Here is a 24,995-nt window from a genome sequence, read left to right as displayed (position 1 = left end):
AAGAAAACGAGCCCTTTGGGGCTCGTTTTTGTTTAAAAACCAGGCAAAAATAAGAGGGTTGAATGAAAAGTGAGCGAACGATAAGTTTTTTATAATTTATGCTTGCGACTTCTCAGTATCTCCCTATAATGCGCCTCCACTGACACGGAACAACGGCAAACAAGCCGCCGGGTCAGCGAGGTTCTCCTGAGAATCTCGACAGAGAAAGCGAAATTAAACGCTTGACTCTGAAGCGGGAAAGCGTATTATGCACATCCCGCGCCGCTGACAAAGCGAAGCGGCACTGCTCTTTAACAATTTATCAGACAATCTGTGTGGGCACTCGAAGATACGGATTCTTAACGTCGCAAGACGATAAATGAATACCAAGTCTCTGAGTGAACACGTAATTCATTACGAAGTTTAATTCACGAGCATCAAACTTAAATTGAAGAGTTTGATCATGGCTCAGATTGAACGCTGGCGGCAGGCCTAACACATGCAAGTCGAACGGTAGCACAGAGAGCTTGCTCTTGGGTGACGAGTGGCGGACGGGTGAGTAATGTCTGGGAAACTGCCCGATGGAGGGGGATAACTACTGGAAACGGTAGCTAATACCGCATAACGTCGCAAGACCAAAGTGGGGGACCTTCGGGCCTCACACCATCGGATGTGCCCAGATGGGATTAGCTAGTTGGTGAGGTAATGGCTCACCAAGGCGACGATCCCTAGCTGGTCTGAGAGGATGACCAGCCACACTGGAACTGAGACACGGTCCAGACTCCTACGGGAGGCAGCAGTGGGGAATATTGCACAATGGGCGCAAGCCTGATGCAGCCATGCCGCGTGTATGAAGAAGGCCTTCGGGTTGTAAAGTACTTTCAGCGAGGAGGAAGGCATTGTGGTTAATAACCGCAGTGATTGACGTTACTCGCAGAAGAAGCACCGGCTAACTCCGTGCCAGCAGCCGCGGTAATACGGAGGGTGCAAGCGTTAATCGGAATTACTGGGCGTAAAGCGCACGCAGGCGGTCTGTCAAGTCGGATGTGAAATCCCCGGGCTCAACCTGGGAACTGCATTCGAAACTGGCAGGCTAGAGTCTTGTAGAGGGGGGTAGAATTCCAGGTGTAGCGGTGAAATGCGTAGAGATCTGGAGGAATACCGGTGGCGAAGGCGGCCCCCTGGACAAAGACTGACGCTCAGGTGCGAAAGCGTGGGGAGCAAACAGGATTAGATACCCTGGTAGTCCACGCCGTAAACGATGTCTATTTGAAGGTTGTTCCCTTGAGGAGTGGCTTTCGGAGCTAACGCGTTAAATAGACCGCCTGGGGAGTACGGCCGCAAGGTTAAAACTCAAATGAATTGACGGGGGCCCGCACAAGCGGTGGAGCATGTGGTTTAATTCGATGCAACGCGAAGAACCTTACCTACTCTTGACATCCAGAGAACTTAGCAGAGATGCTTTGGTGCCTTCGGGAACTCTGAGACAGGTGCTGCATGGCTGTCGTCAGCTCGTGTTGTGAAATGTTGGGTTAAGTCCCGCAACGAGCGCAACCCTTATCCTTTGTTGCCAGCGGTTCGGCCGGGAACTCAAAGGAGACTGCCAGTGATAAACTGGAGGAAGGTGGGGATGACGTCAAGTCATCATGGCCCTTACGAGTAGGGCTACACACGTGCTACAATGGCATATACAAAGAGAAGCGACCTCGCGAGAGCAAGCGGACCTCATAAAGTATGTCGTAGTCCGGATTGGAGTCTGCAACTCGACTCCATGAAGTCGGAATCGCTAGTAATCGTAGATCAGAATGCTACGGTGAATACGTTCCCGGGCCTTGTACACACCGCCCGTCACACCATGGGAGTGGGTTGCAAAAGAAGTAGGTAGCTTAACCTTCGGGAGGGCGCTTACCACTTTGTGATTCATGACTGGGGTGAAGTCGTAACAAGGTAACCGTAGGGGAACCTGCGGTTGGATCACCTCCTTACCTTAAAGAAGCGTTCTTTGAAGTGCTCACACAGATTGTCTGATGAAAAGTAAATAGCAAGGCGTCTTGCGATTGAGACTTCAGTGTCCCCTTCGTCTAGAGGCCCAGGACACCGCCCTTTCACGGCGGTAACAGGGGTTCGAATCCCCTAGGGGACGCCACTTGCTGGTTTGTGTGAGTGAAAGTCGCCGACCTCAATATCTCAAAACTTACCTTCGGGTGACGTTTGAAATATTTGCTCTTTAAAAATCTGGATCAAGCTGAAAATTGAAACAGCACACTGAACTCTGTTCTCCGTAATAAGAACAGACTGAGGTGTGTTTGAGTCTCTCAAATTTTTGCAGCACGATGATGAATCGAAAGAAACATCTTCGGGTTGTGAGGTTAAGCGACTAAGCGTACACGGTGGATGCCCTGGCAGTCAGAGGCGATGAAGGACGTGCTAATCTGCGATAAGCGTCGGTAAGGTGATATGAACCGTTATAACCGACGATTTCCGAATGGGGAAACCCAGTGTGTTTCGACACACTATCATTACGTGAATACATAGCGTAATGAAGCGAACCGGGGGAACTGAAACATCTAAGTACCCCGAGGAAAAGAAATCAACCGAGATTCCCCCAGTAGCGGCGAGCGAACGGGGAGCAGCCCAGAGCCTGAATCAGCATGTGTGATAGTGGAACGGTATGGAAAGGCCGGCGATACAGGGTGATAGCCCCGTACACAAAATTGCATGTGTTGTGAGCTCGATGAGTAGGGCGGGACACGTGGTATCCTGTCTGAATATGGGGGGACCATCCTCCAAGGCTAAATACTCCTGACTGACCGATAGTGAACCAGTACCGTGAGGGAAAGGCGAAAAGAACCCCGGCGAGGGGAGTGAAAAAGAACCTGAAACCGTGTACGTACAAGCAGTGGGAGCATCCTTCGGGGTGTGACTGCGTACCTTTTGTATAATGGGTCAGCGACTTATATTCTGTAGCAAGGTTAACCGAATAGGGGAGCCGCAGGGAAACCGAGTCTTAACTGGGCGTTAAGTTGCAGGGTATAGACCCGAAACCCGGTGATCTAGCCATGGGCAGGTTGAAGGTTGGGTAACACTAACTGGAGGACCGAACCGACTAATGTTGAAAAATTAGCGGATGACTTGTGGCTGGGGGTGAAAGGCCAATCAAACCGGGAGATAGCTGGTTCTCCCCGAAAGCTATTTAGGTAGCGCCTCGTGAATTCATCTTCGGGGGTAGAGCACTGTTTCGGCTAGGGGGTCATCCCGACTTACCAACCCGATGCAAACTACGAATACCGAAGAATGTTATCACGGGAGACACACGGCGGGTGCTAACGTCCGTCGTGAAGAGGGAAACAACCCAGACCGCCAGCTAAGGTCCCAAAGTCACAGTTAAGTGGGAAACGATGTGGGAAGGCTCAGACAGCCAGGATGTTGGCTTAGAAGCAGCCATCATTTAAAGAAAGCGTAATAGCTCACTGGTCGAGTCGGCCTGCGCGGAAGATGTAACGGGGCTAAACTGTGCACCGAAGCTGCGGCAGCGACACTATGTGTTGTTGGGTAGGGGAGCGTTCTGTAAGCCTGCGAAGGTGTCCTGTGAGGGATGCTGGAGGTATCAGAAGTGCGAATGCTGACATAAGTAACGATAATGCGGGTGAAAAACCCGCACGCCGGAAGACCAAGGGTTCCTGTCCAACGTTAATCGGGGCAGGGTGAGTCGACCCCTAAGGCGAGGCCGAAAGGCGTAGTCGATGGGAAACAGGTTAATATTCCTGTACTTGGTGTTACTGCGAAGGGGGGACGGAGAAGGCTATGTTAGCCGGGCGACGGTTGTCCCGGTTTAAGCATGTAGGCGGGCGTTTTAGGTAAATCCGGAACGCTATTAACGCTGAGGTGTGATGACGAGGCACTACGGTGCTGAAGTAACAAATGCCCTGCTTCCAGGAAAAGCCTCTAAGCATCAGGTAACATCAAATCGTACCCCAAACCGACACAGGTGGTCAGGTAGAGAATACCAAGGCGCTTGAGAGAACTCGGGTGAAGGAACTAGGCAAAATGGTGCCGTAACTTCGGGAGAAGGCACGCTGATATGTAGGTGAAGTGATTTACTCATGGAGCTGAAATCAGTCGAAGATACCAGCTGGCTGCAACTGTTTATTAAAAACACAGCACTGTGCAAACACGAAAGTGGACGTATACGGTGTGACGCCTGCCCGGTGCCGGAAGGTTAATTGATGGGGTTAGCGGCAACGCGAAGCTCTTGATCGAAGCCCCGGTAAACGGCGGCCGTAACTATAACGGTCCTAAGGTAGCGAAATTCCTTGTCGGGTAAGTTCCGACCTGCACGAATGGCGTAATGATGGCCAGGCTGTCTCCACCCGAGACTCAGTGAAATTGAACTCGCTGTGAAGATGCAGTGTACCCGCGGCAAGACGGAAAGACCCCGTGAACCTTTACTATAGCTTGACACTGAACACTGGTCCTTGATGTGTAGGATAGGTGGGAGGCTTTGAAGTGTGGACGCCAGTTCGCATGGAGCCAACCTTGAAATACCACCCTTTAATGGCTGGTGTTCTAACGTAGACCCGTAATCCGGGTTGCGGACAGTGTCTGGTGGGTAGTTTGACTGGGGCGGTCTCCTCCTAAAGAGTAACGGAGGAGCACGAAGGTTAGCTAATCCTGGTCGGACATCAGGAGGTTAGTGCAAAGGCATAAGCTAGCTTGACTGCGAGAGTGACGGCTCGAGCAGGTGCGAAAGCAGGTCTTAGTGATCCGGTGGTTCTGTATGGAAGGGCCATCGCTCAACGGATAAAAGGTACTCCGGGGATAACAGGCTGATACCGCCCAAGAGTTCATATCGACGGCGGTGTTTGGCACCTCGATGTCGGCTCATCACATCCTGGGGCTGAAGTAGGTCCCAAGGGTATGGCTGTTCGCCATTTAAAGTGGTACGCGAGCTGGGTTTAGAACGTCGTGAGACAGTTCGGTCCCTATCTGCCGTGGGCGCTGGAGAATTGAGGGGGGCTGCTCCTAGTACGAGAGGACCGGAGTGGACGCATCACTGGTGTTCGGGTTGTCATGCCAATGGCATTGCCCGGTAGCTAAATGCGGAAAAGATAAGTGCTGAAAGCATCTAAGCACGAAACTTGCCCCAAGATGAGTTCTCCCTGACTCCTTGAGAGTCCTGAAGGAACGTTGAAGACGACGACGTTGATAGGCTGGGTGTGTAAGCGTAGCGATACGTTGAGCTAACCAGTACTAATGAACCGTGAGGCTTAACCTTACAACGCCGAAGATGTTTTGGCGAAGAGACATCGATATTCAGCTTGATTACAGATTACATCAGAACGCGAAAAGCGGTCTGATAACAGAATTTGCCTGGCGGCTGTAGCGCGGTGGTCCCACCTGACCCCATGCCGAACTCAGAAGTGAAACGCCGTAGCGCCGATGGTAGTGTGGGGTCTCCCCATGCGAGAGTAGGGAACTGCCAGGCATCAATTTAGTGAAGAAGCCCATCCTGACGGATGGGCTTTTTTGCGTGTGCGGGAAATGAAAATGCGGTGAAAATCCCGGGGTCACTGCGTTCGCCCGGGCTACAGGTGGTGATAATGTGTACGTATAACGTACAAACCGTAGCCCGGACGAGGCGTTTTACGCCGACTCCGGGGCCAGGCACACTGCCGGATGCATACCGACTCCTCTCGTTTCGCCCTTCAAACGACCCTCACCACTGAAGTTACTCCTAAATCGTGATCTTGCTAATGAAAAACGTGATGTTGGTCACTAATTTACATATAACAATTATATAACATTTCATTTACTAAAATATCTGCCTGCGTGACGTGTTACGCCCGGTTAAGGCAGGAGATCGCTTTTGGCAGGAGTTAACAAATGGCTGTAACCAGTGTGACCCCAGAAGGGACGCTTACCGGCAGCGATACTCGCCGTCGTATCATGGCAATTGTCGGGGCATCATCGGGGAATCTCGTTGAATGGTTTGACTTTTATGTCTACTCGTTCTGTTCTCTGTATTTTGCCCACATCTTCTTTCCATCCGGAAATACCACCACCCAACTCCTGCAAACCGCAGGCGTCTTTGCCGCCGGTTTTCTGATGCGCCCTATCGGCGGATGGCTGTTTGGCCGCATCGCCGACCGTCGCGGACGCAAAGTTTCAATGCTTATCTCCGTCTGTATGATGTGCTTTGGCTCGCTGGTGATCGCCTGCCTGCCGGGCTACAGCGTGATTGGTACCTGGGCTCCGGCGTTGCTGCTGCTGGCGCGTCTGTTCCAGGGACTCTCCGTCGGTGGGGAATACGGCACAAGTGCAACCTATATGAGTGAAGTCGCGGTTGAAGGGCGCAAAGGCTTCTATGCGTCATTCCAGTACGTCACCTTAATCGGTGGCCAACTGCTGGCGGTACTGGTTGTTGTTATTCTGCAAAACGTGATGGACAGCGAAAGCCTCCACGCCTGGGGATGGCGTATTCCGTTCGCTATGGGCGCAGTGCTGGCGATTGTTGCGCTGTGGTTGCGCCGTCAACTGGATGAAACATCGCAGAAAGAGACGCGTACGCTAAAAGAGGCGGGCTCCTTCAAAGGATTATGGCGTAATCGTCGAGCCTTTGTGATGGTGTTAGGCTTTACCGCGGCAGGGTCGCTAAGCTTCTATACCTTCACCACCTATATGCAGAAGTATCTGGTGAATACCGCAGGCATGAGCGCAAACCTCGCTAGCGTGATTATGACGGCGGCGCTATTTGTCTACATGTTGGTACAGCCGTTCTTTGGCCTGCTGTCGGACAGAGTCGGTCGCCGTACTTCAATGCTCTGCTTCGGTGCGCTGGCAACGCTGTTTACCGTGCCCATTCTCTCAGCTTTGCAAAACGTCACTTCGCCTTACGCCGCGTTTGGTTTGGTGATGTGCGCACTGTTGATTACCAGCTTCTATACCTCTATCAGCGGCATTCTGAAAGCTGAAATGTTCCCGGCACAGGTTCGCGCTCTGGGAGTCGGGCTCTCTTATGCGGTCGCGAATGCGCTGTTTGGTGGTTCGGCTGAGTACGTTGCGCTGTCGCTGAAGTCGTCCGGGATTGAGACGGCCTTCTTCTGGTACGTCACGGTGATGGCGGCGCTGGCGTTTCTGGTATCGCTGAAGCTGCACCGCAAAGGGAAGGGGTTACGCCTGTAGCACGCTAATGCTGCGCCAACTGCCACACTGCATAGCCGGTTGTGGCGCCGGCGACATCCCACGCAAAATCTTTCCAACTCCAGCCGCTCCCCGCCGGGCGGCTATCCCACAGCTCCTTGGATGCCCCCAGACTGACGGAAAACATAAAGCCAATGGCGGCGCTGCGGTCACGGCTGATGCCCTGGTGCTGCGCATATTCGTTACCGGCGGCAGAGAGCATGGCGGAGGCAATAAAGTGCTGGGCTTTATCCTGCCCGCTCCAGCTATCGTTTGCCATATGGCTACAGCCGCTTAATACGAGCACGCTACAAAGGACGAGGATGCGGGTCATTATGGCTCCTTGAAAAAAAGCCCCGTCGAAACGGGGCTACAATTTAAAGGATACGGCTGATCAGTCGGTCGATACGAATACGTCGCAGACGGCGAATCAGCTTACGCACCTTAACGGGGTATTCGGCGATGCTTTGCAGATCGCGGAAGTCATTTACCACCGTCGTGTGTTTGCGGATCAGATCCAGCTCTTTCTGGCGCATAGAGGCCAGCTGCTTTTTCGGATCGTGGATCAGCACGGCGTTTTCCAGATCCAGGCGCCAGGCGCGCGGGTTAAGGTTGTTGCCGGTCAGCAGGATCCACTCGTTATCCACCCACATCCCTTTCAGGTGATAGGTATTATCCTCGTCTTTCCACAGGCGCACGGTCAGCTGATCGGTATTGATGTAATACTGCAGGCGGCTCAGGAAGCGGCGCAGGTTAATCTCATACAGATAAGGCAGCGCACCGATAATCTTAAACGGCTCGTTTTCTGGAATGTAAAAGTCGTTTGCCGTCTTATCGCCGACGATGATCTCGACCTTTTTCCCATCCCGCAGCAGGCGGATAATATTCCGCACCAGCAGTGCAGGCAGGTTGAAGTATGGCGTGCAGATGGTGAGCTTTTCCTCAGTGCACGGCATCAGGTGGAAAATCGTTTTGTTCAGTACGCTGGTTTTGCCCAGACCAACCAGCGGCGTGACGGTGAGCTCGTCATCGCTGGCGTTACCCTCAAAATGGTAACTGGTATCGCGCAGCTCCTGACGATAAAGACGAATATCGTTTTTGATTTCCGGGCTTTTCGGACGCTCGGTATTATCGAGGCGGTTGACGCCGCGACCTTCAACCAGATTCTCCGACACCCAATTAAACATGATGTCGGCCATCTGCGGGTTACGGATGCACTGATAGCGGTCATAGCGATATTTATCGTGCTGATGCAGATAGACATCGTTGATGCTCGCGCCGCTGTAAAGCACGCAGTCATCAATAATGAAGCCCTTAAAGTGCAGCACGCCGAGCGCTTCACGGGTGTTGATAGGCACGCCGTAAACGGGAACCTCTACGCCCGGGTTCTCTTTCGCAGTACGGCAGTACCAGTCCGCATTGGTATTAGACGCGGCAGCACCAATACGCCCACGCTGTGCGCGATGCCAGTCAACCAGCACGCGGACTTCAAGCTCCGGGCGTTGACGCTTGGCTTCGTACAAGGCTTGCAGAATCGTCTTTCCGGCGTCGTCCTGTTCGAGGTACAACGCGACGATGCAAATTCGGCGCGTGGCGCTGGCGATTTTTGCGAGCAGAGCTTCACGGAAATCTGCTGGAGCATAGAAAAACTCAATATCATCAACAGACTGTGAAAGCTTGGGTAGTTGGGCAAGGTGTTGTTGATGTTTATTACGCTTAAATTTTGACAACATCACAGTGCGTTTCTTCTCTGGTTTAGTGAAGGGTCCTCTGTACCTGGCAGACGACGTAAGCGGTCAATGATACCATCTCTGTCGGGTAAGGGCAGCATTTCCAGCAACTTAGTCATCACTCAGCCTTAGGGATAGACCGACGATGCCATCTTCCAGCTGAATATCAACGTCAAAACCGAGCTTTCTCGCGAGCGCTATCATCCCGCGATTATTGGGCATGGTAATGCCGTTCAGGCGCAGTAAACCATGAGCGCGAGTGTAGCCGATAAGCTTATTCAGCAACCTCCCGCCGAGCCCAAGGCCTTTTAGATCGGAACGAACCAGTACGGCAAATTCCGCGTCGATATTATCCGGATCGGAAATCGCGCGGGTCACGCCGAGGATCTCGGTATCGTCGCCAGAGCCGTGAACCGCCACAAAGGCCATTTCTCGATCGTAGTCGATCTGCGTCATGTTGGCTAAATCGTCATGGGTAAATTCGTTAATCTCGCTAAAGTAGCGGTAGTAGAGATCCTCTTTTGTGACCCGGGCGATAAACTGCTGCAATAGCGGCTCATCTTCCGGCAGGATAGGACGAAACAAGCAGCGTTCACCGTTTTTCATGGTGACCCACTCTTCCAGATGCTGAGGATACGGACGAATGGCGAGCCGGCTTTCGCTCGAACCACTAAACGGGGCGATATCCAGCGTCACATCCAGCGCGGTAAATTCGTTACCGGAGACCAGCAACGGATGAATATCCAGACGCTGGATCTCCGGGCAGTCAACAATCAGGTTCGAAACCTGCACCAGGAGCTGACTTAAGCCCGGAATGTCTAACGGGCGGAGCGCGCTGCGGCCGCGGATTTTCTTACTCTTAATGGCCTGAATAACCAGATAGCGCGCTAGCGTCATATTCAGCGGTGGCAGCGCTACGGCGGCCTGATCTTCCGCGCGCCACTCTACGCCACCTTCGCCCAGCATAATCAGCGGGCCAAAAACCGGGTCGTGCTCGACCACCACGCGCAACTCCTGTGCGCCAGCACGGTTAGCCATACTCTGCACCAGCAGGCCGTGAATGCGCGCCTGCGGCCAGGCCATTTTTACGCGGTCGAGGATCGCATCAGCGGCCTGCTGCACCTCGGTGGCGGTACGTAGGTAGAGCATGACGCCCTGAACTTCCGATTTGTGCGGAATGTCTGGCGAACGTAGTTTCAACGCCACCGGATAACCAATTTGCTCGGCGATATGCACCGCCTCGGCGCTGTCTGAGGCAATCCAGGTTGGCAGCGTATTCAGCCCGTAGGCTTCCAGAATCGGACGCACTTCGTGGGTGTCCAGCGCGCTGATGCCGCTGTCTATTGCCTGCTGTAATAGCTCGTGCGCCTGGCTGGTATTGGCCGTCAGGCTATGTGGCAGCGCCGGTGTTTCCCGCAGTTGCTTCTGGTTACGTCGGTATTCCACCATATGCATAAAGGCGGTAATCGTCCCTTCCGGGGTACGGTAGGTTGGAATGCCCGCATCGCTGAACATACGGCGCGCTTCCCGTGAGGAATATTCCCCGCACCAGTTGGTCAACACGCTAATGTAGTTCCCGCGCGGGTGCTTCTTGATGAGGTCAATCAGCGCGGTGGCACTTTCGCTGCCCGGCGCCGTAGCGCTAGGAGAGTGGATCACCATCAGGGCATCCAGGTCCGGGCTATTGAGCAGTATATTCACCGCCGCTAAATAGTGTTCGATGCTGGCATCATCGCGCAGATCCAGCGGGTTATTGGCCTCAACGGTGTCCGGCAAGAGTTGCTGTAATTGTTGGCGCGTATCGTCACTGAGGGTGGCAAGCTTCCCGTTGCGCGCCCAGTGCTCGTCCAGCGCCAGCGCGGCCGGAGCCGCACCGTTGCTGATAATCATCAGCCGCTCGCCGCGTAGCGGGCGCATATGGCTGAGGGTTTCAACGGCGGAGAAAAGCTCGTGGGTATCCTGCACGCGCAGCAGACCTGCGCGCTGAATGGCCGCATCCCAGGCCGGATCCATCCCGGAGTTCACGTGCAGCAGACGCTGAGCGGCCGGGCTGCGCCCGCTTTTAATCACCAGAATCGGCTTATTACGTGAAGCACTACGGGCGGCGGATACGAAGCGCCGTGCATCGCTGAGCTGCTCCAGATAGAGCAGAATAGCGCTGGTTTTGCTGTCTCGCGCCAGATAGTCGAGCAGGTCGTCGACATCAATATCCAGACTGTCGCCCAGCGCGATAAAGTAAGAAAACCCCATTTCCCGCTGCTGCGCCCAGTCGAGGATGGTATTGGAAACGGCGGCCGATTGAGAAATAAAGGCCAGCTTGCCTTTGCGAATGGGTACCGGGGAAAAGCTGGCGTTCAGGCCCTGCCAGGGCGCCAGTAGCCCGAGGCTGTTTGGCCCCAGCAGACGCATCTGATAGCGGGCGGCGCAGGCTTTTAGCGCACTGAACTGATCGGGAGTAGAAGAGAGAATAATGCAGGTTTTGCAGCCCTTCTCCCCCAGCGCTTCCAGCAACTCAAGGTTGCGACGAGCGTGAGTACATAGCACCGCGAGATCCGGTGAAAAGGGGAGGCTGTCAATCGTCGGCCAGGCAAGAACGCCAAGCACCGCTTTCCAGGCCGGGGTAACGGGCAGAACGGGGCCAGCAAAGCCGCCGGCCAGTAGATTCTGCATCATCAAAAAACCGGCCCGCTGTGGTTTCATTGAGGCACCAATCACCGCAATGGATTTTGGCCTCAGAAGTGCTTCCAGCCCACGTTGACTCATAGCCGTCTTCCTTACGCGACAGTAATCTGATGAGTTTAACCGTTTTCCGCTTCGGCTGTTGTGATGTTCCCCTGATGATGAGCTTTTCCTGCAAGGTAGTGCTCACGAAAGCGGGTAAAGTGTCCGCTGAGCGCAGAAGCAGCTCCAGTGTCGTTGGCTAAATCCAGTAGCGCAATGGCGACTTCGGCGGTGCAGTACTGACCTTCGACATGGGCTTCGCGCAGGCTGTAGGCCGATACGCGCGACAGGTCGACGGAGATAATCGGCAGATTGTCCAGCCACGGGCTTTTACGGAACATTTTTCGCGCTTCTGGCCAGGTTCCGTCTAACATAATAAACAGCGGCGGTTTTCCGGCGGGTGGCGTAGTGAGCACCTGACGGTCTGGGTCTGCGTAGGACGATGGGAAAACCACCATCGGCTGGTAGTCAGGGTTTTTAACCAGCTCGAGCAGCGCCTGCGGCGGCTCGGTACGCGACCATTGAAAAGCCTCGGTTTGCGGCAAAATGTCGGCAATCAAGCGACCGGTATTGCTGGGTTTCATCGGTTCGGTATCGAACATCACCAGGCAAAAACGGCTCTTTGCCGGATGTGGGGCGATGGTGTCGCACAGACAATAGCGTTGCACCAGCAGACAGCGCTGGCAGCGGCGAACCCGATTACCACGGGCAAGAAAAGGGCGAGTCGCGCGGGCAAGTCGCTCGGCGCGCAACCGAAGTACGGCGTTATCAATCATGGGAATCGTACGGCAAAAACGCTATTGTCGCAGAGGTGAATACGGGGCACAAGATGTGCCCCGGTGGGATTATGCCTGCAGCGCTTCGTTCAGCCAGCTTTCAAACGGCGCTTTCGGTACCGCGCCGTTGAGCATATCGACAACTTCACCATTTTTGAAAATCATAATGGTCGGGATGCTACGGATGCGGAAGCGGGCACTGAGCTCGCGTTCTGCTTCGGTGTTTACTTTTACAAAGCGAATCTTACCGTTTTGCTCTTCGGCGACATCTTCGAAGATTGGCGCAAAGTTACGGCATGGGCCGCACCACGGCGCCCAGAAATCAACAACAACGGGGAGATCGTCCTTCAGCAGTTTATCCAGTGTGCTGTCCGTAGCGTTAATTACTTCGCCATCGAACAGGTCTTCACCACAGCGTCCACATTTTGCCGCTTCGTTAATACGCGCTTCTGGAATGCGATTAAGCGCCTGGCAGTGGGCACAAACGGTATTCATAACTCACCTCTGGGTCATCGTGTTGCAGAACGGCAATGTTGCCGGATGTTTCTATAATGTTACACATTATCAACAAGACTGTATTCATCAACAAGGCGTTTTATCCGATGGATATAATAGTCGTGGTCTTTTTTATGAAGTAATGGCTAAGCGCTAAGACATCAGGTAATCTGCGCGCTTCGCGCAGCGCAGGTGGAGAAAAACATGAGCGACGAACTGAAAAACAAAAACGGCAAGGTCAAAGTGATGTACGTCCGCAGTGACGATGACTCGGACAAACGCACCCAAAATCCTCGTACTGGTAAAGGCGGAGGCCGTCCTGGCACATCCCGTGCTGGTGCTTCCCGTGCCGAAGGCGGTCGTCGCCCTGCCCGTGATGAGAGAAAGGGTCCTAACAGCGAACGCGGCCGTGAACGTGGTCGTGACCGCGATGTAGAACGCGATCGCGATCGTGGTGAAGGCTCCCCATGGCGTACGGTTTCCCGTGCCCCTGGTGACAACGCACCGGCGAAAGCCGATCACGGCGGGATCAGCGGTAAAAGCTTTATCGATCCAGAAGTTCTGCGTCGTCAGCGCGCAGAAGAGACCCGTGTTTACGGTGAAAACGCCTGTCAGGCGCTGTTCCAGAGCCGCCCGGACGCTATCGTTCGCGCATGGTTCGTACAGAGTGTCACCCCACGCTTTAAAGAAGCGCTGCGCTGGATGGCGGCGAACCGTAAAGCCTATCACGTGGTTGATGAAGAAGAGCTGGCGAAAGCGTCCGGCACTGAGCACCACGGCGGCGTGTGCTTCCTGATCAAAAAGCGTAACGGGACGTCCGTACAGCAGTGGGTTGCGAAAAGCGGTGAAGAAGATTGCGTACTGGCGCTGGAAGATGCAGGTAACCCACACAACCTCGGCGCGATGATCCGCAGCTGTGCGCACTTCGGTGTGAAAGGCGTGGTACTGCAGGACGCCGCGTTGCTGGAATCCGGTGCCGCTATCCGTACCGCAGAAGGTGGTGCTGAACACGTTGAGCCAATTACCGGCGACGGCTTCATCGACGCGCTGGAGCAGTTCCGCGATGCGGGCTACACCATCGTAACGACCAGCGGCAATGGCCGTGGCATGCCACTGTTCCAATCCGAGCTGCCTAAGAAGATGGTTCTGGCGCTGGGCCAGGATCGCGATGGCGTTTCCGAAGCGGCTGCCTCTATCGCTGACATGAGCGTTTCTATCGACGGGACGCGTGCCGTTGAAGGCCTGAACGTCTCCGTGGCGACGGGTGTGCTGTTAGCCGAATGGTGGCGTCAGCATAAAGCGTAAGCAAATGCGATGTTGAAAAAAAACCGGAAGAGGCGACTCGACCGGTTTTTTTATATCTACACAGTTCCCCGGCGTCACTGGGTTCAGCCGGGCTACATGTGAACGGTAGCCCGGCCGAGCAACGCGACGCCGGGAAAACCTCCGAACTATTCCGGCAGCACCGGCATCCAGTCAATCGGCGCTTCACCGCGCTGCTGCAACCACTCATTCGCCTTCACAAAATGGTTGCTGCCAAAGAACCCGCGATGCGCGGAGAGCGGCGAAGGGTGCGGTGCTTTCAGCACGCAGTGGCGCTGAGTATCGATAATGGCGCCTTTTTTCTGCGCGTGCGATCCCCATAATAAGAACACCACGCCTTCGCGATGCTCATTAATCAGCGCGATCACTTTATCGGTAAAGGTTTCCCAGCCGAGGCTGGCGTGCGAGTGCGCCTGTCCTGCGCGAACGGTCAGCACGGTGTTGAGCAGCAGCACGCCCTGGCGCGCCCAGCTCTCAAGATAGCCGTGATTCGGGCGGGTAAAACCGGGGATGGTTCCTTCAAGCTCTTTGTACATATTCAATAGGGAAGGCGGCGTTGCGATTCCTGGTTGCACGGAGAAGGCCAGACCGTGCGCCTGATTAGGGCCGTGATACGGGTCCTGCCCGAGGATCACCACCTTCACATCGTTTAGCTCGGTAAAGCGAAAGGCGTTAAAGACATCTTTTTGCGGCGGATAGATAGTCTGGCCGGACTGACGCTCGCTGGCGACGGTGGCAAGGGTGTTCACAAAATAAGGCTGCTCTTTTTCAGCGGCCAGCACGTCGTGCCAGGTTAAAGGGGGGGTCATCTCGCTCTCCTGCGAATTGCTATCGGTATAGCTTAACTGCTTCTTTCGACATCACAAAATCGGAAGGCAGCGCTCGCTGCTGGTGGGCTAAAAAAAGTTGAATATTTACAAAGATTTTTGCGTGTGCCGTAGGGCGTAACTTGATGCAAAACAAGTATTTTCCCGTATGACCTTTTTTATGGTGTGGTTTTTGTTGATTTAAATCAAAGAATCAGGGGTGTTTGAGGGGTATATATACACTCAAGCAACAATGGTTTTACCAATTGGCCGCGGTCAGGCCGGTTAAAAACGAATATAAAGAGCCTTAGGGAGGCATCAAATGATTACAGGTATCCAAATCACTAAAGCTGCAAACAACGACCTGCTGAACTCATTCTGGCTGCTCGACAGCGAGAAAGGCGAAGCACGCTGCCTGTGTGCAAAAGGCGGTTACGCAGAAGATGACGTTGTTGCCGTTAGCGCGCTGGGCGACATCGAATATCGTGAAATCCCGGTTGAAGCGAAACCAGAAGTCCGCGTTGAAGGCGGTCAGCACCTGAACGTGAACGTGCTGCGTCGTGAAACCCTGATGGACGCAGTTGAGCATCCAGAAAAATACCCACAGCTGACCATTCGTGTGTCTGGTTATGCCGTGCGCTTTAACTCTCTGACCCCAGAACAGCAGCGCGACGTTATTGCGCGTACTTTTACTGAGAGCCTGTAATTTCTCAGGGGTGGGAAAGTGGCGTGTCGGGCTAGCCCGATATCAGTAGATGAATCCCCCCGCAGGGTGCCTGCGGGGGGATTTTTTTATTTTGCTTCTTCACGACCTACCAGAACGGTGGTGAGCGTCAAGGAGAGGATCAGCGCGATGGCCACGCCAAAGAAGGTCATAAACACGGAAGCAAGAGCGCTAGTGATAGATGAAGCGCTGGCGCTGCAGCACCCGGCAATGTACCGTCGGCACGAGTGGGCGCAGAGCCATAAATCAGCCCTGCGACTGCCGGTAGGTTTTGCTGAGGAGATCCTGAGTCACAAACTCTTTTTTCTTCATGGTCAGCTTTCGTTACCTTCCAATATGAAAACGCCGGGAGGTTATCCCGGCGTTTGCTTTACTCTTCGTTAGTCTGCTCTGGCGCAGCGCTGCCGCTTGGTTTACGGCGTTTGCCAACGTTCTTGGCATCGCGGTGACGGACCTTCACACGCGGTTTTTCTTTGTCTTTCTCTTTCTTCTTCTCGGCGCGTTTAGCGAGCACTTTCTTCGACGGTTTGCCGGTCATTTTTTCGCTAGGTGCGCGCGTCGTCGGACGCAGTTCGTCAATGACGCGAGATTTCAGCGGCTCTTCGACATAGCGGCCGATTTTCAGCAGCAGCAGGTGATCGTGCGTTTCCACCAGAGAAATCGCCGTCCCTTTACGACCGGCACGGCCGGTACGGCCGATACGGTGCAGGTAGGTATCTGCGCCGCGCGGCATGTCGAAGTTGATGACGTGGCTGACGTCGGGAATATCGATCCCGCGCGCAGCAACGTCGGTTGCAACCAGCACGTTGACGCGGCCGTCGGTCAGACGCTTAATGCCTTCGGTACGCTTAATCTGCGGCATCTCGCCTTCGAGATAGCAGTTGTTGATCCCAGCCTGACGCAGGATTTCCGCCAGCTCGTGCACACGCTCGCGCTTACGCACAAACACGATGGTACGGGTGGCATCTTCCTGCTTCAGCAGGTGTTTCAGCAGCTCAACCTTGTGCTCGAAGTTATCGGCGCGATAGTACCACTGATGAATTTTCTTACGCTCGCGGGTCGACGGTGTTGCAGACACTTCTACCGGATCTTCCAGCAGACGCTCGGCAAAGTCTTTAATCGCTTCACCTTCGAGGGTTGCGGAGAACAGCAGCGTCTGTTTACGCCAGCGGGTTTCACCGGCGATATGCTCGATATCCTGGGCGAAGCCCATGTCCAGCATACGGTCTGCTTCGTCGAGGATCAGCGTCTCAACGGCGCGGCAGTCGAAGTTTTCTTCTTTAATGTACTGCAGCAGACGACCGGTCGTCGCCACCACGATATCCTGGTTTTCGCTGAACACTTCGGCGTGGTTCATATACGCAACGCCACCGGTGATGGTCGCGATATCCAGGTGCGTGTTTTTTGCCAGCTCGCGAGCATGATCGGCGACCTGCATCGCCAGTTCACGCGTAGGCGTGAGGATCAGGATGCGCGGCGGGCCAGATTTTTTGCGCGGAAAGTCGAGCAGGTGCTGCAACGCAGGCAGCAAATACGCCGCTGTTTTACCGGTGCCGGTTGGCGCAGAACCGAGAACATCACGTCCATCGAGCGCAGGCGGAATGGCGGCAGCCTGAATGGCAGTCGGGCGTGTAAAGCCTTTATCCTGGAGGGCTTCCAGAAGGCTTTCGTCAAGTTCAAGTTCGGAAAAAGTCGTTACAGTCATGATTACCTCTGTGTGAGGCGCTGATTATAGACGTTACGGCTCTAATCTTCATCTGTTTGTATGGCTATCTGTTCTCGGGTATTGTGCATATCAATAAAAGCTTATGCAGTTCCCCTGGCAAGGTTGACCATGATCTCTGATTCTAAATCCGCGCTGCGCCGCAACGGATTTACCTTTAAGCAGTTTTTTGTCGCTCACGATCGTTGTGCCATGAAGGTCGGTACGGACGGTATTTTGCTGGGTGCCTGGTCACCCATAGCGAGAGTTACCCGGATCCTCGATATTGGCGCTGGCAGCGGTTTACTCGCGCTGATGCTGGCGCAGCGTACCGATGATAGCGTGGCGATCGACGCCGTTGAGCTGGATGAAGACGCCGCGGAGCAGGCGCGTGAAAACGTGGCTGAATCCCCATGGGCGGAACGTATTCAGGTACATACGGCAGATATTCAGCAGTGGGTTGCCGGGCTGACCACGCGCTATAACCTGATTGTCAGCAACCCGCCTTACTATGAGCAGGGGGTGGAGTGCGCAACGCCGCAGCGTGAGCAGGCGCGTTACACCACCTCACTCGACCATGAAGCGCTGTTGGCCTGCGCGGCGAACGCGATTACCGAAGATGGTTTCTTCTGCGTAGTGCTGCCGGAAAATATCGGCCAGACGTTTACCCAGCAGGCGTTATCGATGGGCTGGCATTTGCGCCTGCGCACCGATGTGGCGGAAACGGAGATGCGCTTGCCGCATCGAGTATTATTGGCGTTTTCACCGAAGGGCGGCGAGTGCTTTAGCGACAGGCTGGTGATCCGTGGGCCAGAGCAGCAGTACTCGGAAGGCTACACTGCGCTGACCCAGGCGTTCTATCTATTTATGTGAACCAGCGGAGAGAGTACCGATGGGCCCGATTCGGCTAACAGCTCCGGGTAGTCCAGCGTGTAGTGCAGGCCACGGCTCTCTTTGCGCATCATCGCGCAGCGCACGATAAGCTCGGCTACCTGCACCAGGTTACGCAGCTCCAGCAGGTTGTTCGACACGCGGAAGCGGGAATAGTACTCGTCCAATTCCTGCTGCAGCATGGTGATACGGCGCAGCGCGCGCTCCAGCCGTTTGGTGGTGCGCACAATGCCGACGTAGTCCCACATAAAGAGGCGCAGTTCGTGCCAGTTATGCTGAATCACCACCAGTTCGTCGGAGTTTTCCACGCGGCTCTCATCCCACGCGGGCAGTTTTTCGGCCTGACGCGCATACGGCATGCGCTTATGAATATCTTCCGCCGCTGACCAGCCGTATACCAGGCACTCCAGCAGCGAGTTGGATGCCATGCGGTTGGCACCGTGCAGCCCGGTATAGCTCACTTCGCCGATGGCATAGAGCCCATCAACGTCGGTACGACCGTAGTCGTCAACCATCACGCCGCCGCAGGTATAGTGCGCAGCTGGTACAATCGGTACTGGCTCTTTGGTCAGGTCTATCCCCAGGCCCAGTAACTTGTCATAAATCATCGGGAAGTGCTGACGCACAAAATCTTCCGGTTTATGGCTGATGTCGAGATACATGCAGTCAACGCCAAGGCGTTTCATCTCATGGTCGATGGCGCGTGCGACGATATCACGCGGTGCCAGCTCGGCACGTTCGTCAAAGTCCAGCATAAAGCGGCTGCCGTCCGGGCGCTTCAGGTGTGCGCCTTCACCGCGTAACGCTTCGGTCAGCAGGAAGTTACGCGCCTGAGGGTGGTACAGCGCGGTAGGGTGGAACTGATTGAACTCGAGGTTTGCCACGCGGCAGCCCGCACGCCAGGCCATGGCGATACCGTCACCGGAGGAGATATCCGGGTTAGTGGTGTACTGATAGACCTTTGAAGCACCGCCGGTGGCCAGCACGACGGATTTTGCCGCACAGGTTTCAACCTTCTCTTTATTACGATCCCAAATCCAGGCGCCAACCACACGGCGGGTGCCGGGCAGGCCAACTTTATCTGAGATGATTAAGTCAACGGCGTTGCTGCGCTCCAGAATGCGGATGTTGGGGTGGTTAATGGCTTTGCTGACCAGGGTGTTTTCGACTTCGCGCCCGGTAGCATCGGCAGCATGCAGAATACGGCGATGGCTGTGCCCACCTTCGCGTGTCAGATGATAACTTTCTTCCCCGTTTGCCTGTACCTGGGTGTCAAACAGCACGCCCTGATCGATAAGCCACTGCACGCAGTGTTTGGCATTGCTGGCAACAAACGACACGGCCTGGCGATCGCAAATTCCGGCACCGGCAATCAACGTATCATCGATATGCGATTCAATGCTGTCGGTCTCATCGAAGACGGCGGCAATACCACCCTGGGCATAGAAGGTAGAACCTTCGCTAATCGGCCCTTTGCTCAGCACGATAACCGAACTGTGCTCTGCCAGACGGAGCGCCAACGACAGACCCGCTGCGCCGCTACCGATAATCAGTACATCACAAGAAAGTTCTGGAAGTGAGTTCATCATCTTTGTTTAATTTACTAAACACGGTAAGCGGAGAGTAGCACTATAAAAGCGACATGGGCAGGGTTTTTTTGCGCTATGGTTGTAATGACTAAACATTTGATGGGGAAAAGGAGGGGGTGGGAGAATGAAAAATAAGAGGAACGCTATGAGTTTTAAGACGTATTTATGATGAAATAAAAGCCGGGTTACGTTACTCTGCTCGGGATTTGCGTTTTTATTTCGCAACTTACGTATTGGTAGGCATCAGCAGACTTATAATGATAGACAATGAACGGTCTGAGCTAAACAAAAAACAAAGCGTAACGGAACTTTACGAAATTCGAACACTCTAAGTCTCTGCTTGCTCATAATGCAGTGGTGGAGTGGCATTCTGATTACGCATGGGAATAAGGTTTGGGGAGACATTACCTCGGATGAGCGAGCAGTTAACGGACCAGGTCCTGGTTGAACGGGTCCAGAAAGGAGATCAGAAAGCTTTTAACCTACTGGTAGTGCGCTATCAGCATAAGGTTGCGAGCCTGGTTTCCCGCTATGTGCCCTCTGGCGACGTGCCGGATGTGGTGCAAGAGTCTTTTATTAAGGCCTATCGCGCGCTGGATTCTTTCCGGGGAGATAGTGCTTTCTATACGTGGCTGTACCGCATTGCGGTCAACACGGCTAAAAATTATCTGGTTGCTCAGGGTCGTCGCCCGCCGTCCAGTGATGTTGACGCGAACGATGCCGAAAACTTTGAAAGCGGTGGCGCTTTGAAAGAAATTTCGAACCCTGAGAACTTAATGTTGTCAGAAGAACTGAGACAGATAGTTTTTCGTACCATTGATGCGCTTCCGGAAGATTTACGCATGGCAATTACCTTGCGGGAGCTCGATGGCCTAAGCTATGAAGAGATAGCGGCCATCATGGATTGTCCGGTTGGTACGGTTCGTTCACGTATCTTCCGTGCGCGAGAAGCTATCGATAATAAAGTTCAACCGCTTATCAGGCGTTGATGGAAGCGGGATACTGGAAAAGGTATTAGGCATGCAGAAAGAACAACTTTCCGCCTTAATGGATGGTGAAACGCTGGATAACGAGCTGCTGACAGAGTTGACGCGCTCGGCAGAGTTACAGGAAACCTGGTCAAGCTATCACCTGATCCGCGATTCGCTTCGCGGCGATACCGGTGACGTGCTTCACTTCGATATTTCCTCTCGCGTAATGGCCGCCATCGAAAATGAGCCGGTTCGTCTTAAGACAGCGCCGCTTATTCCTGAAGCCCAGCCAGCACCGCATCAATGGCAGAAGATGCCATTCTGGAGCAAGGTTCGTCCATGGGCCAGTTCGCTTACCCAGATGGGCGTCGCAGCTTGCGTATCGCTTGCTGTTATTGTCGGCGTTCAGCACTATAATGGGCAACCGGAATCCTCCCAACCTGAATCACCGGTATTCAACACGCTGCCGATGATGGGTAAAGCCAGTCCGGTTAGTCTGGGGGTTCCTTCGGACGCGTCGGCAGGCAGCACCGGGCCGCAACAGGTTCAGGAACAGCGCCGTCGCATTAACGCTATGCTGCAGGACTACGAATTGCAGCGTCGCTTGCATTCAGAACAGCTTCAGTTTGAGCAGGCACAAACCCAGCAAGCGGCTGTTCAAGTGCCAGGCTATCAAACTCTAGGAACGCAATCGCAGTAATGAAGCAACTTTGGTGTGCCATGTCCCTTGTGGCTGGTAGCCTGTTCTTCACCGCCAACGCCTCGGCTGATGTATCGTCCGGGGCGTTGTTGCAGGAGATGAATCTGGCCAGCCAGTCACTCAACTACGAGCTGTCGTTCGTCAGCATTAATAAATCAGGCGTCGAATCACTGCGCTATCGTCACGTGCGCCTTAACGGGCAACCGCTGGCGGAACTGCTGCAGATGGACGGCCCGCGCCGCGAAGTGGTCCAGCGCGGCAGTGAAATCAGCTACTTTGAGCCGGGGCTCGATCCCTTCACGCTGAACGGCGACTACATCGTCGACTCGCTGCCTTCCCTGGTTTATACCGATTTTAAACGCCTTGCGCCTTACTATGACTTTATCTCCGTAGGCCGTACGCGTATTGCCGACCGCATGTGCGATGTGATTCGCGTCGTGGCGCGTGACGGTACGCGCTATAGCTATATCGTGTGGATGGATTCTGAAAGCAAGCTGCCAATGCGCGTAGACCTCCTCGACCGTGACGGTGAAACCCTCGAGCAATTCCGGGTGGTCTCGTTCTCTACGGGCGACCAGGTCAGCACCAGCATGCAGGGGCTGGCGAAAGCCAACCTGCCGCCGCAGCTCTCCTTGCCAACGGGCACCAGCGCTACCTTTAACTGGTCAGCAAGCTGGTTGCCGCAGGGGTTTAAAGAGGTCTCCAGCAGCCGCCGTACGCTGCCAAGCGTCGATAGTCCGGTTGAATCCCGTCTCTATTCCGACGGCCTGTTTAGCTTCTCCGTGAACATCAGCCGCGCGACGGCCAACAGCAGCGAGCAGATGCTGCGTACCGGTCGCCGTACGGTCACCACGACCATCCGTAACCAGGCCGACATCACGATTGTTGGCGAGCTTCCGCCTCCGACGGCGAAGCGGGTTGCTGACGGTATTCAATTCAAGGGTGCGCAATGATTAAAGAGTGGGCCACCGTTGTCGGCTGGCATAACGGTATTGCGCAGGTTAGCTGCGACGTAAAAGCCTCCTGCAATAGCTGCGCATCACGTGCGGGCTGTGGTAGCCGCGTACTGAACAAGCTAGGGCCGCAGACGACCCACACGATTTCCGTGCCTAGTGCTGAGCCGCTGGTGGCCGGGCAAAAGGTCGAACTGGGGATCACCGAAGGCAGTCTGCTCGGTTCTGCGATGCTGGTCTACATGTCACCGCTGCTGGGGTTGTTTGTGGTCGCGGCGCTGTTTCAGGTGCTGTTCGGCACCGACATTGCGGCGCTGTGCGGCGCAGTGCTCGGCGGCGTGGGCGGGTTCTTGATTGCCAAAGGCCTCTCGCCTCGGCTCGCCGCGAAAGAAACCTGGCAGCCCATCATCATCAGCGTGGGGCTTCCACCCGACCTGATTCGCACCGCATCCTCAACCGAAATGAGCCAGTGATTACGCTGGCTTTATTATTTTTGGAACGCTTCTCGCAGGAAGCGCTATGCTTGCGGGAAGAGCATTTCCTGGTTACGCGGTTGTAGTGTAGAATGCGGCGTTTTCGAACGACAATAATGTCAGGCTCCGTACCGCGGCCTCAAAGTATCCGTAAGGCATAAATATTTTAATATATGAAGAATATACGTAACTTCTCCATCATTGCACATATCGACCACGGTAAATCGACGCTGTCTGACCGCATTATTCAGATTTGTGGTGGCCTTTCCGACCGCGAAATGGAAGCCCAGGTTCTGGATTCAATGGATCTGGAACGCGAACGTGGTATTACCATCAAAGCGCAGAGCGTGACGCTGGACTTTAAATCAGCCAACGGGGAAACCTATCAGCTGAACTTTATCGACACCCCAGGCCACGTCGACTTTTCTTATGAAGTTTCCCGTTCACTCGCCGCCTGTGAAGGCGCACTGCTGGTGGTTGACGCCGGACAGGGCGTAGAAGCGCAGACGCTGGCGAACTGCTATACCGCCATGGAAATGGATCTGGAAGTGGTGCCGGTTCTGAATAAAATCGACCTGCCAGCTGCCGATCCAGAGCGCGTAGCGGAAGAGATTGAAGATATCGTCGGCATCGATGCCACCGACGCGGTACGCTGCTCGGCGAAAACCGGCGTGGGCGTGACCGACGTGCTGGAACGTCTGGTGCGCGACATTCCGCCGCCGGAAGGCGATCCGGAAGGCCCGCTGCAGGCGCTGATTATCGACTCCTGGTTCGATAACTACCTGGGCGTGGTCTCGCTGGTGCGTATTAAAAACGGCACCATGCGTAAGGGCGACAAAATTAAGGTGATGAGTACCGGTCAGGTCTACAACGCCGACCGTCTGGGCATCTTCACGCCGAAACAGGTTGACCGTACCGAGCTGAAATGCGGCGAGGTAGGCTGGCTGGTTTGCGCCATTAAAGACATCCTCGGCGCACCGGTGGGCGATACCCTGACCCAGTCCCGTAACCCGGCTGACAAACCGCTGCCAGGCTTTAAAAAGGTAAAACCTCAGGTTTATGCGGGTCTGTTCCCGGTAAGCTCTGATGACTACGAAAACTTCCGTGATGCGCTCGGCAAGCTGAGCCTGAACGATGCTTCCCTGTTCTATGAGCCAGAAAGCTCTACGGCGCTGGGCTTCGGCTTCCGCTGCGGCTTCCTCGGCCTGCTGCACATGGAGATCATTCAGGAGCGTCTGGAACGTGAATACGATCTGGATCTGATCACCACCGCGCCAACCGTAGTGTATGAAGTGGAAACCACGGCAAAAGAGACTATCTACGTTGATAGCCCGTCCAAGCTGCCGCCGCTGAACAACATCTACGAACTGCGTGAGCCAATCGCGGAATGTCACATGCTGCTGCCGCAGGCTTATCTCGGCAACGTGATCACCCTGTGTATCGAGAAGCGTGGCGTACAGACCAACATGGTTTACCACGGTAACCAGGTGGCATTGACCTATGAAATCCCAATGGCGGAAGTGGTGCTCGACTTCTTCGACCGTCTGAAGTCCACCTCCCGCGGCTATGCGTCGCTGGACTACAACTTCAAACGCTTCCAGGCCTCTGACATGGTTCGCGTTGATGTCCTTATCAACAACGAACGCGTTGACGCTCTGGCGCTGATCACCCACCGCGATAACTCGCAGAGCCGCGGCCGTGACCTGGTTGAGAAGATGAAAGATCTGATCCCTCGTCAGCAGTTTGATATTGCGATTCAGGCGGCTATCGGCACGCACATTATCGCGCGTTCAACCGTCAAGCAGCTGCGTAAAAACGTTCTGGCAAAATGCTACGGCGGCGATATCAGCCGTAAGAAAAAGCTGCTGCAAAAACAGAAAGAGGGTAAAAAGCGAATGAAGCAGATCGGTAACGTCGAGCTGCCGCAGGAAGCCTTCCTCGCCATTCTGCATGTCGGTAAAGACAATAAATAATCTCTAAGGA

At 54.5% G+C, this 24,995-nt stretch carries 18 protein-coding genes, 1 tRNA gene and 3 rRNA genes; 14 read left to right on the top strand and 8 right to left on the bottom strand.

What is annotated here, in order from left to right; translation table 11 throughout:
• Positions 1-424: 424 nt before the first annotated feature.
• The 5 genes from AB2B48_RS12420 to AB2B48_RS12400 all read left to right on the top strand — a co-directional run bounded on the left by AB2B48_RS12420 (position 425) and on the right by AB2B48_RS12400 (position 7,161).
• Positions 425-1,964 (top strand): 16S ribosomal RNA (locus tag AB2B48_RS12420).
• 85 nt (positions 1,965-2,049) lie between these two features.
• Positions 2,050-2,125, top strand: a tRNA-Glu gene (locus AB2B48_RS12415).
• A gap of 221 nt (positions 2,126-2,346) precedes the next feature.
• Positions 2,347-5,254 (top strand): 23S ribosomal RNA (locus AB2B48_RS12410).
• A 94-nt stretch (positions 5,255-5,348) separates the two neighbouring features.
• A 5S ribosomal RNA gene (rrf, locus tag AB2B48_RS12405) occupies positions 5,349-5,464 on the top strand.
• The 16S, 23S and 5S rRNA genes sit together here with 1 tRNA gene alongside, the layout of an rRNA operon.
• A 398-nt stretch (positions 5,465-5,862) precedes the next feature.
• Positions 5,863-7,161 (top strand): MFS family transporter, encoded by a 1,299-nt coding sequence (locus AB2B48_RS12400; protein ID WP_185670071.1) that lies wholly within the window; start codon positions 5,863-5,865, stop codon positions 7,159-7,161.
• Positions 7,162-7,165: 4 nt separating this feature from the next.
• On the opposite strand, the gene AB2B48_RS12395 is transcribed toward AB2B48_RS12400, so the two are convergent.
• The 5 genes from AB2B48_RS12395 to trxC all read right to left on the bottom strand — a co-directional run bounded on the left by AB2B48_RS12395 (position 7,166) and on the right by trxC (position 12,880).
• The gene (locus AB2B48_RS12395; protein ID WP_185670072.1) at positions 7,166-7,492 is read right to left on the bottom strand and encodes a YfiM family lipoprotein; all 327 of its coding nucleotides are present in this window, start codon (positions 7,490-7,492) and stop codon (positions 7,166-7,168) included.
• Between the two features lie 43 nt (positions 7,493-7,535).
• Entirely contained in the window at positions 7,536-8,891 is a 1,356-nt protein-coding gene (gene pssA, locus AB2B48_RS12390; RefSeq protein WP_185670095.1) for a CDP-diacylglycerol--serine O-phosphatidyltransferase, read from the bottom strand.
• 108 nt (positions 8,892-8,999) lie between these two features.
• Positions 9,000-11,651, bottom strand: a complete 2,652-nt coding sequence (gene pat / locus AB2B48_RS12385) for a bifunctional acetate--CoA ligase family protein/GNAT family N-acetyltransferase (protein WP_185670073.1) — start codon at positions 11,649-11,651, stop codon at positions 9,000-9,002.
• Positions 11,652-11,686: 35 nt separating this feature from the next.
• Complete coding sequence (locus AB2B48_RS12380) at positions 11,687-12,385, bottom strand: tRNA-uridine aminocarboxypropyltransferase (RefSeq protein ID WP_368301889.1); 699 nt, start codon at positions 12,383-12,385, stop codon at positions 11,687-11,689.
• A gap of 69 nt (positions 12,386-12,454) precedes the next feature.
• Positions 12,455-12,880 carry a thioredoxin TrxC gene (gene trxC, locus AB2B48_RS12375; protein ID WP_312655945.1) on the bottom strand — a complete coding sequence of 142 codons (426 nt, stop codon included), beginning with the start codon at positions 12,878-12,880 and terminating at the stop codon, positions 12,455-12,457.
• 204 nt (positions 12,881-13,084) lie between these two features.
• On the opposite strand from trxC, the gene AB2B48_RS12370 reads away from it, so the two are divergent.
• The gene (locus AB2B48_RS12370) at positions 13,085-14,185 is read left to right on the top strand and encodes a tRNA/rRNA methyltransferase (RefSeq protein WP_333012938.1); all 1,101 of its coding nucleotides are present in this window, start codon (positions 13,085-13,087) and stop codon (positions 14,183-14,185) included.
• Positions 14,186-14,331: 146 nt separating this feature from the next.
• On the opposite strand, the gene ung is transcribed toward AB2B48_RS12370, so the two are convergent.
• The gene (gene ung / locus AB2B48_RS12365) at positions 14,332-15,012 is read right to left on the bottom strand and encodes a uracil-DNA glycosylase (protein ID WP_368301888.1); all 681 of its coding nucleotides are present in this window, start codon (positions 15,010-15,012) and stop codon (positions 14,332-14,334) included.
• A gap of 319 nt (positions 15,013-15,331) precedes the next feature.
• Here ung and grcA point away from each other — a divergent pair, with 319 nt between their 5' ends.
• Both grcA and AB2B48_RS12355 read left to right on the top strand, forming a co-directional pair.
• The gene (gene grcA, locus AB2B48_RS12360) at positions 15,332-15,715 is read left to right on the top strand and encodes an autonomous glycyl radical cofactor GrcA (RefSeq protein ID WP_185670077.1); all 384 of its coding nucleotides are present in this window, start codon (positions 15,332-15,334) and stop codon (positions 15,713-15,715) included.
• A gap of 147 nt (positions 15,716-15,862) precedes the next feature.
• Positions 15,863-16,117 carry a hypothetical protein gene (locus AB2B48_RS12355; protein WP_368301887.1) on the top strand — a complete coding sequence of 85 codons (255 nt, stop codon included), beginning with the start codon at positions 15,863-15,865 and terminating at the stop codon, positions 16,115-16,117.
• On the opposite strand, the gene srmB is transcribed toward AB2B48_RS12355, so the two are convergent.
• Positions 16,104-17,438, bottom strand: a complete 1,335-nt coding sequence (gene srmB / locus AB2B48_RS12350; protein ID WP_185670079.1) for an ATP-dependent RNA helicase SrmB — start codon at positions 17,436-17,438, stop codon at positions 16,104-16,106. The two genes, AB2B48_RS12355 and srmB, sit on opposite strands and share 14 nt — an antisense overlap.
• A gap of 132 nt (positions 17,439-17,570) precedes the next feature.
• On the opposite strand from srmB, the gene trmN reads away from it, so the two are divergent.
• The gene (gene trmN / locus AB2B48_RS12345; protein ID WP_220438347.1) at positions 17,571-18,308 is read left to right on the top strand and encodes a tRNA(1)(Val) (adenine(37)-N(6))-methyltransferase TrmN; all 738 of its coding nucleotides are present in this window, start codon (positions 17,571-17,573) and stop codon (positions 18,306-18,308) included.
• Here the strand turns inward: trmN and nadB are convergent.
• The gene (gene nadB, locus AB2B48_RS12340; protein WP_333499607.1) at positions 18,293-19,912 is read right to left on the bottom strand and encodes an L-aspartate oxidase; all 1,620 of its coding nucleotides are present in this window, start codon (positions 19,910-19,912) and stop codon (positions 18,293-18,295) included. The genes trmN and nadB overlap by 16 nt on opposite strands.
• Positions 19,913-20,328: 416 nt before the next feature.
• Here nadB and rpoE point away from each other — a divergent pair, with 416 nt between their 5' ends.
• The 5 genes from rpoE to lepA all read left to right on the top strand — a co-directional run bounded on the left by rpoE (position 20,329) and on the right by lepA (position 24,985).
• Positions 20,329-20,904: an RNA polymerase sigma factor RpoE gene (rpoE, locus tag AB2B48_RS12335; protein WP_035893821.1), complete on the top strand. Its 576-nt coding sequence runs from the start codon at positions 20,329-20,331 to the stop codon at positions 20,902-20,904.
• Positions 20,905-20,935: 31 nt separating this feature from the next.
• The gene (gene rseA, locus AB2B48_RS12330) at positions 20,936-21,586 is read left to right on the top strand and encodes an anti-sigma-E factor RseA (RefSeq protein ID WP_185670080.1); all 651 of its coding nucleotides are present in this window, start codon (positions 20,936-20,938) and stop codon (positions 21,584-21,586) included.
• Positions 21,586-22,539, top strand: coding sequence for a sigma-E factor regulatory protein RseB (gene rseB, locus AB2B48_RS12325; protein WP_185670081.1), 954 nt, complete (start codon positions 21,586-21,588; stop codon positions 22,537-22,539). Before rseA ends, rseB begins: the two co-directional genes overlap by 1 nt.
• Positions 22,536-23,012 (top strand): SoxR-reducing system protein RseC, encoded by a 477-nt coding sequence (gene rseC, locus AB2B48_RS12320; RefSeq protein ID WP_368301886.1) that lies wholly within the window; start codon positions 22,536-22,538, stop codon positions 23,010-23,012. Before rseB ends, rseC begins: the two co-directional genes overlap by 4 nt.
• 173 nt (positions 23,013-23,185) lie before the next feature.
• Complete coding sequence (gene lepA, locus AB2B48_RS12315; protein WP_333012933.1) at positions 23,186-24,985, top strand: translation elongation factor 4; 1,800 nt, start codon at positions 23,186-23,188, stop codon at positions 24,983-24,985.
• Positions 24,986-24,995: the final 10 nt, after the last annotated feature.

Source organism: Kluyvera sichuanensis, from assembly GCF_040930405.1.
GTDB classification, from domain to species: domain Bacteria; phylum Pseudomonadota; class Gammaproteobacteria; order Enterobacterales; family Enterobacteriaceae; genus Kluyvera; species Kluyvera sichuanensis.
Note: the sequence above shows the minus strand (reverse complement) of the source record. Positions and strands in the feature narration are given on the sequence as shown.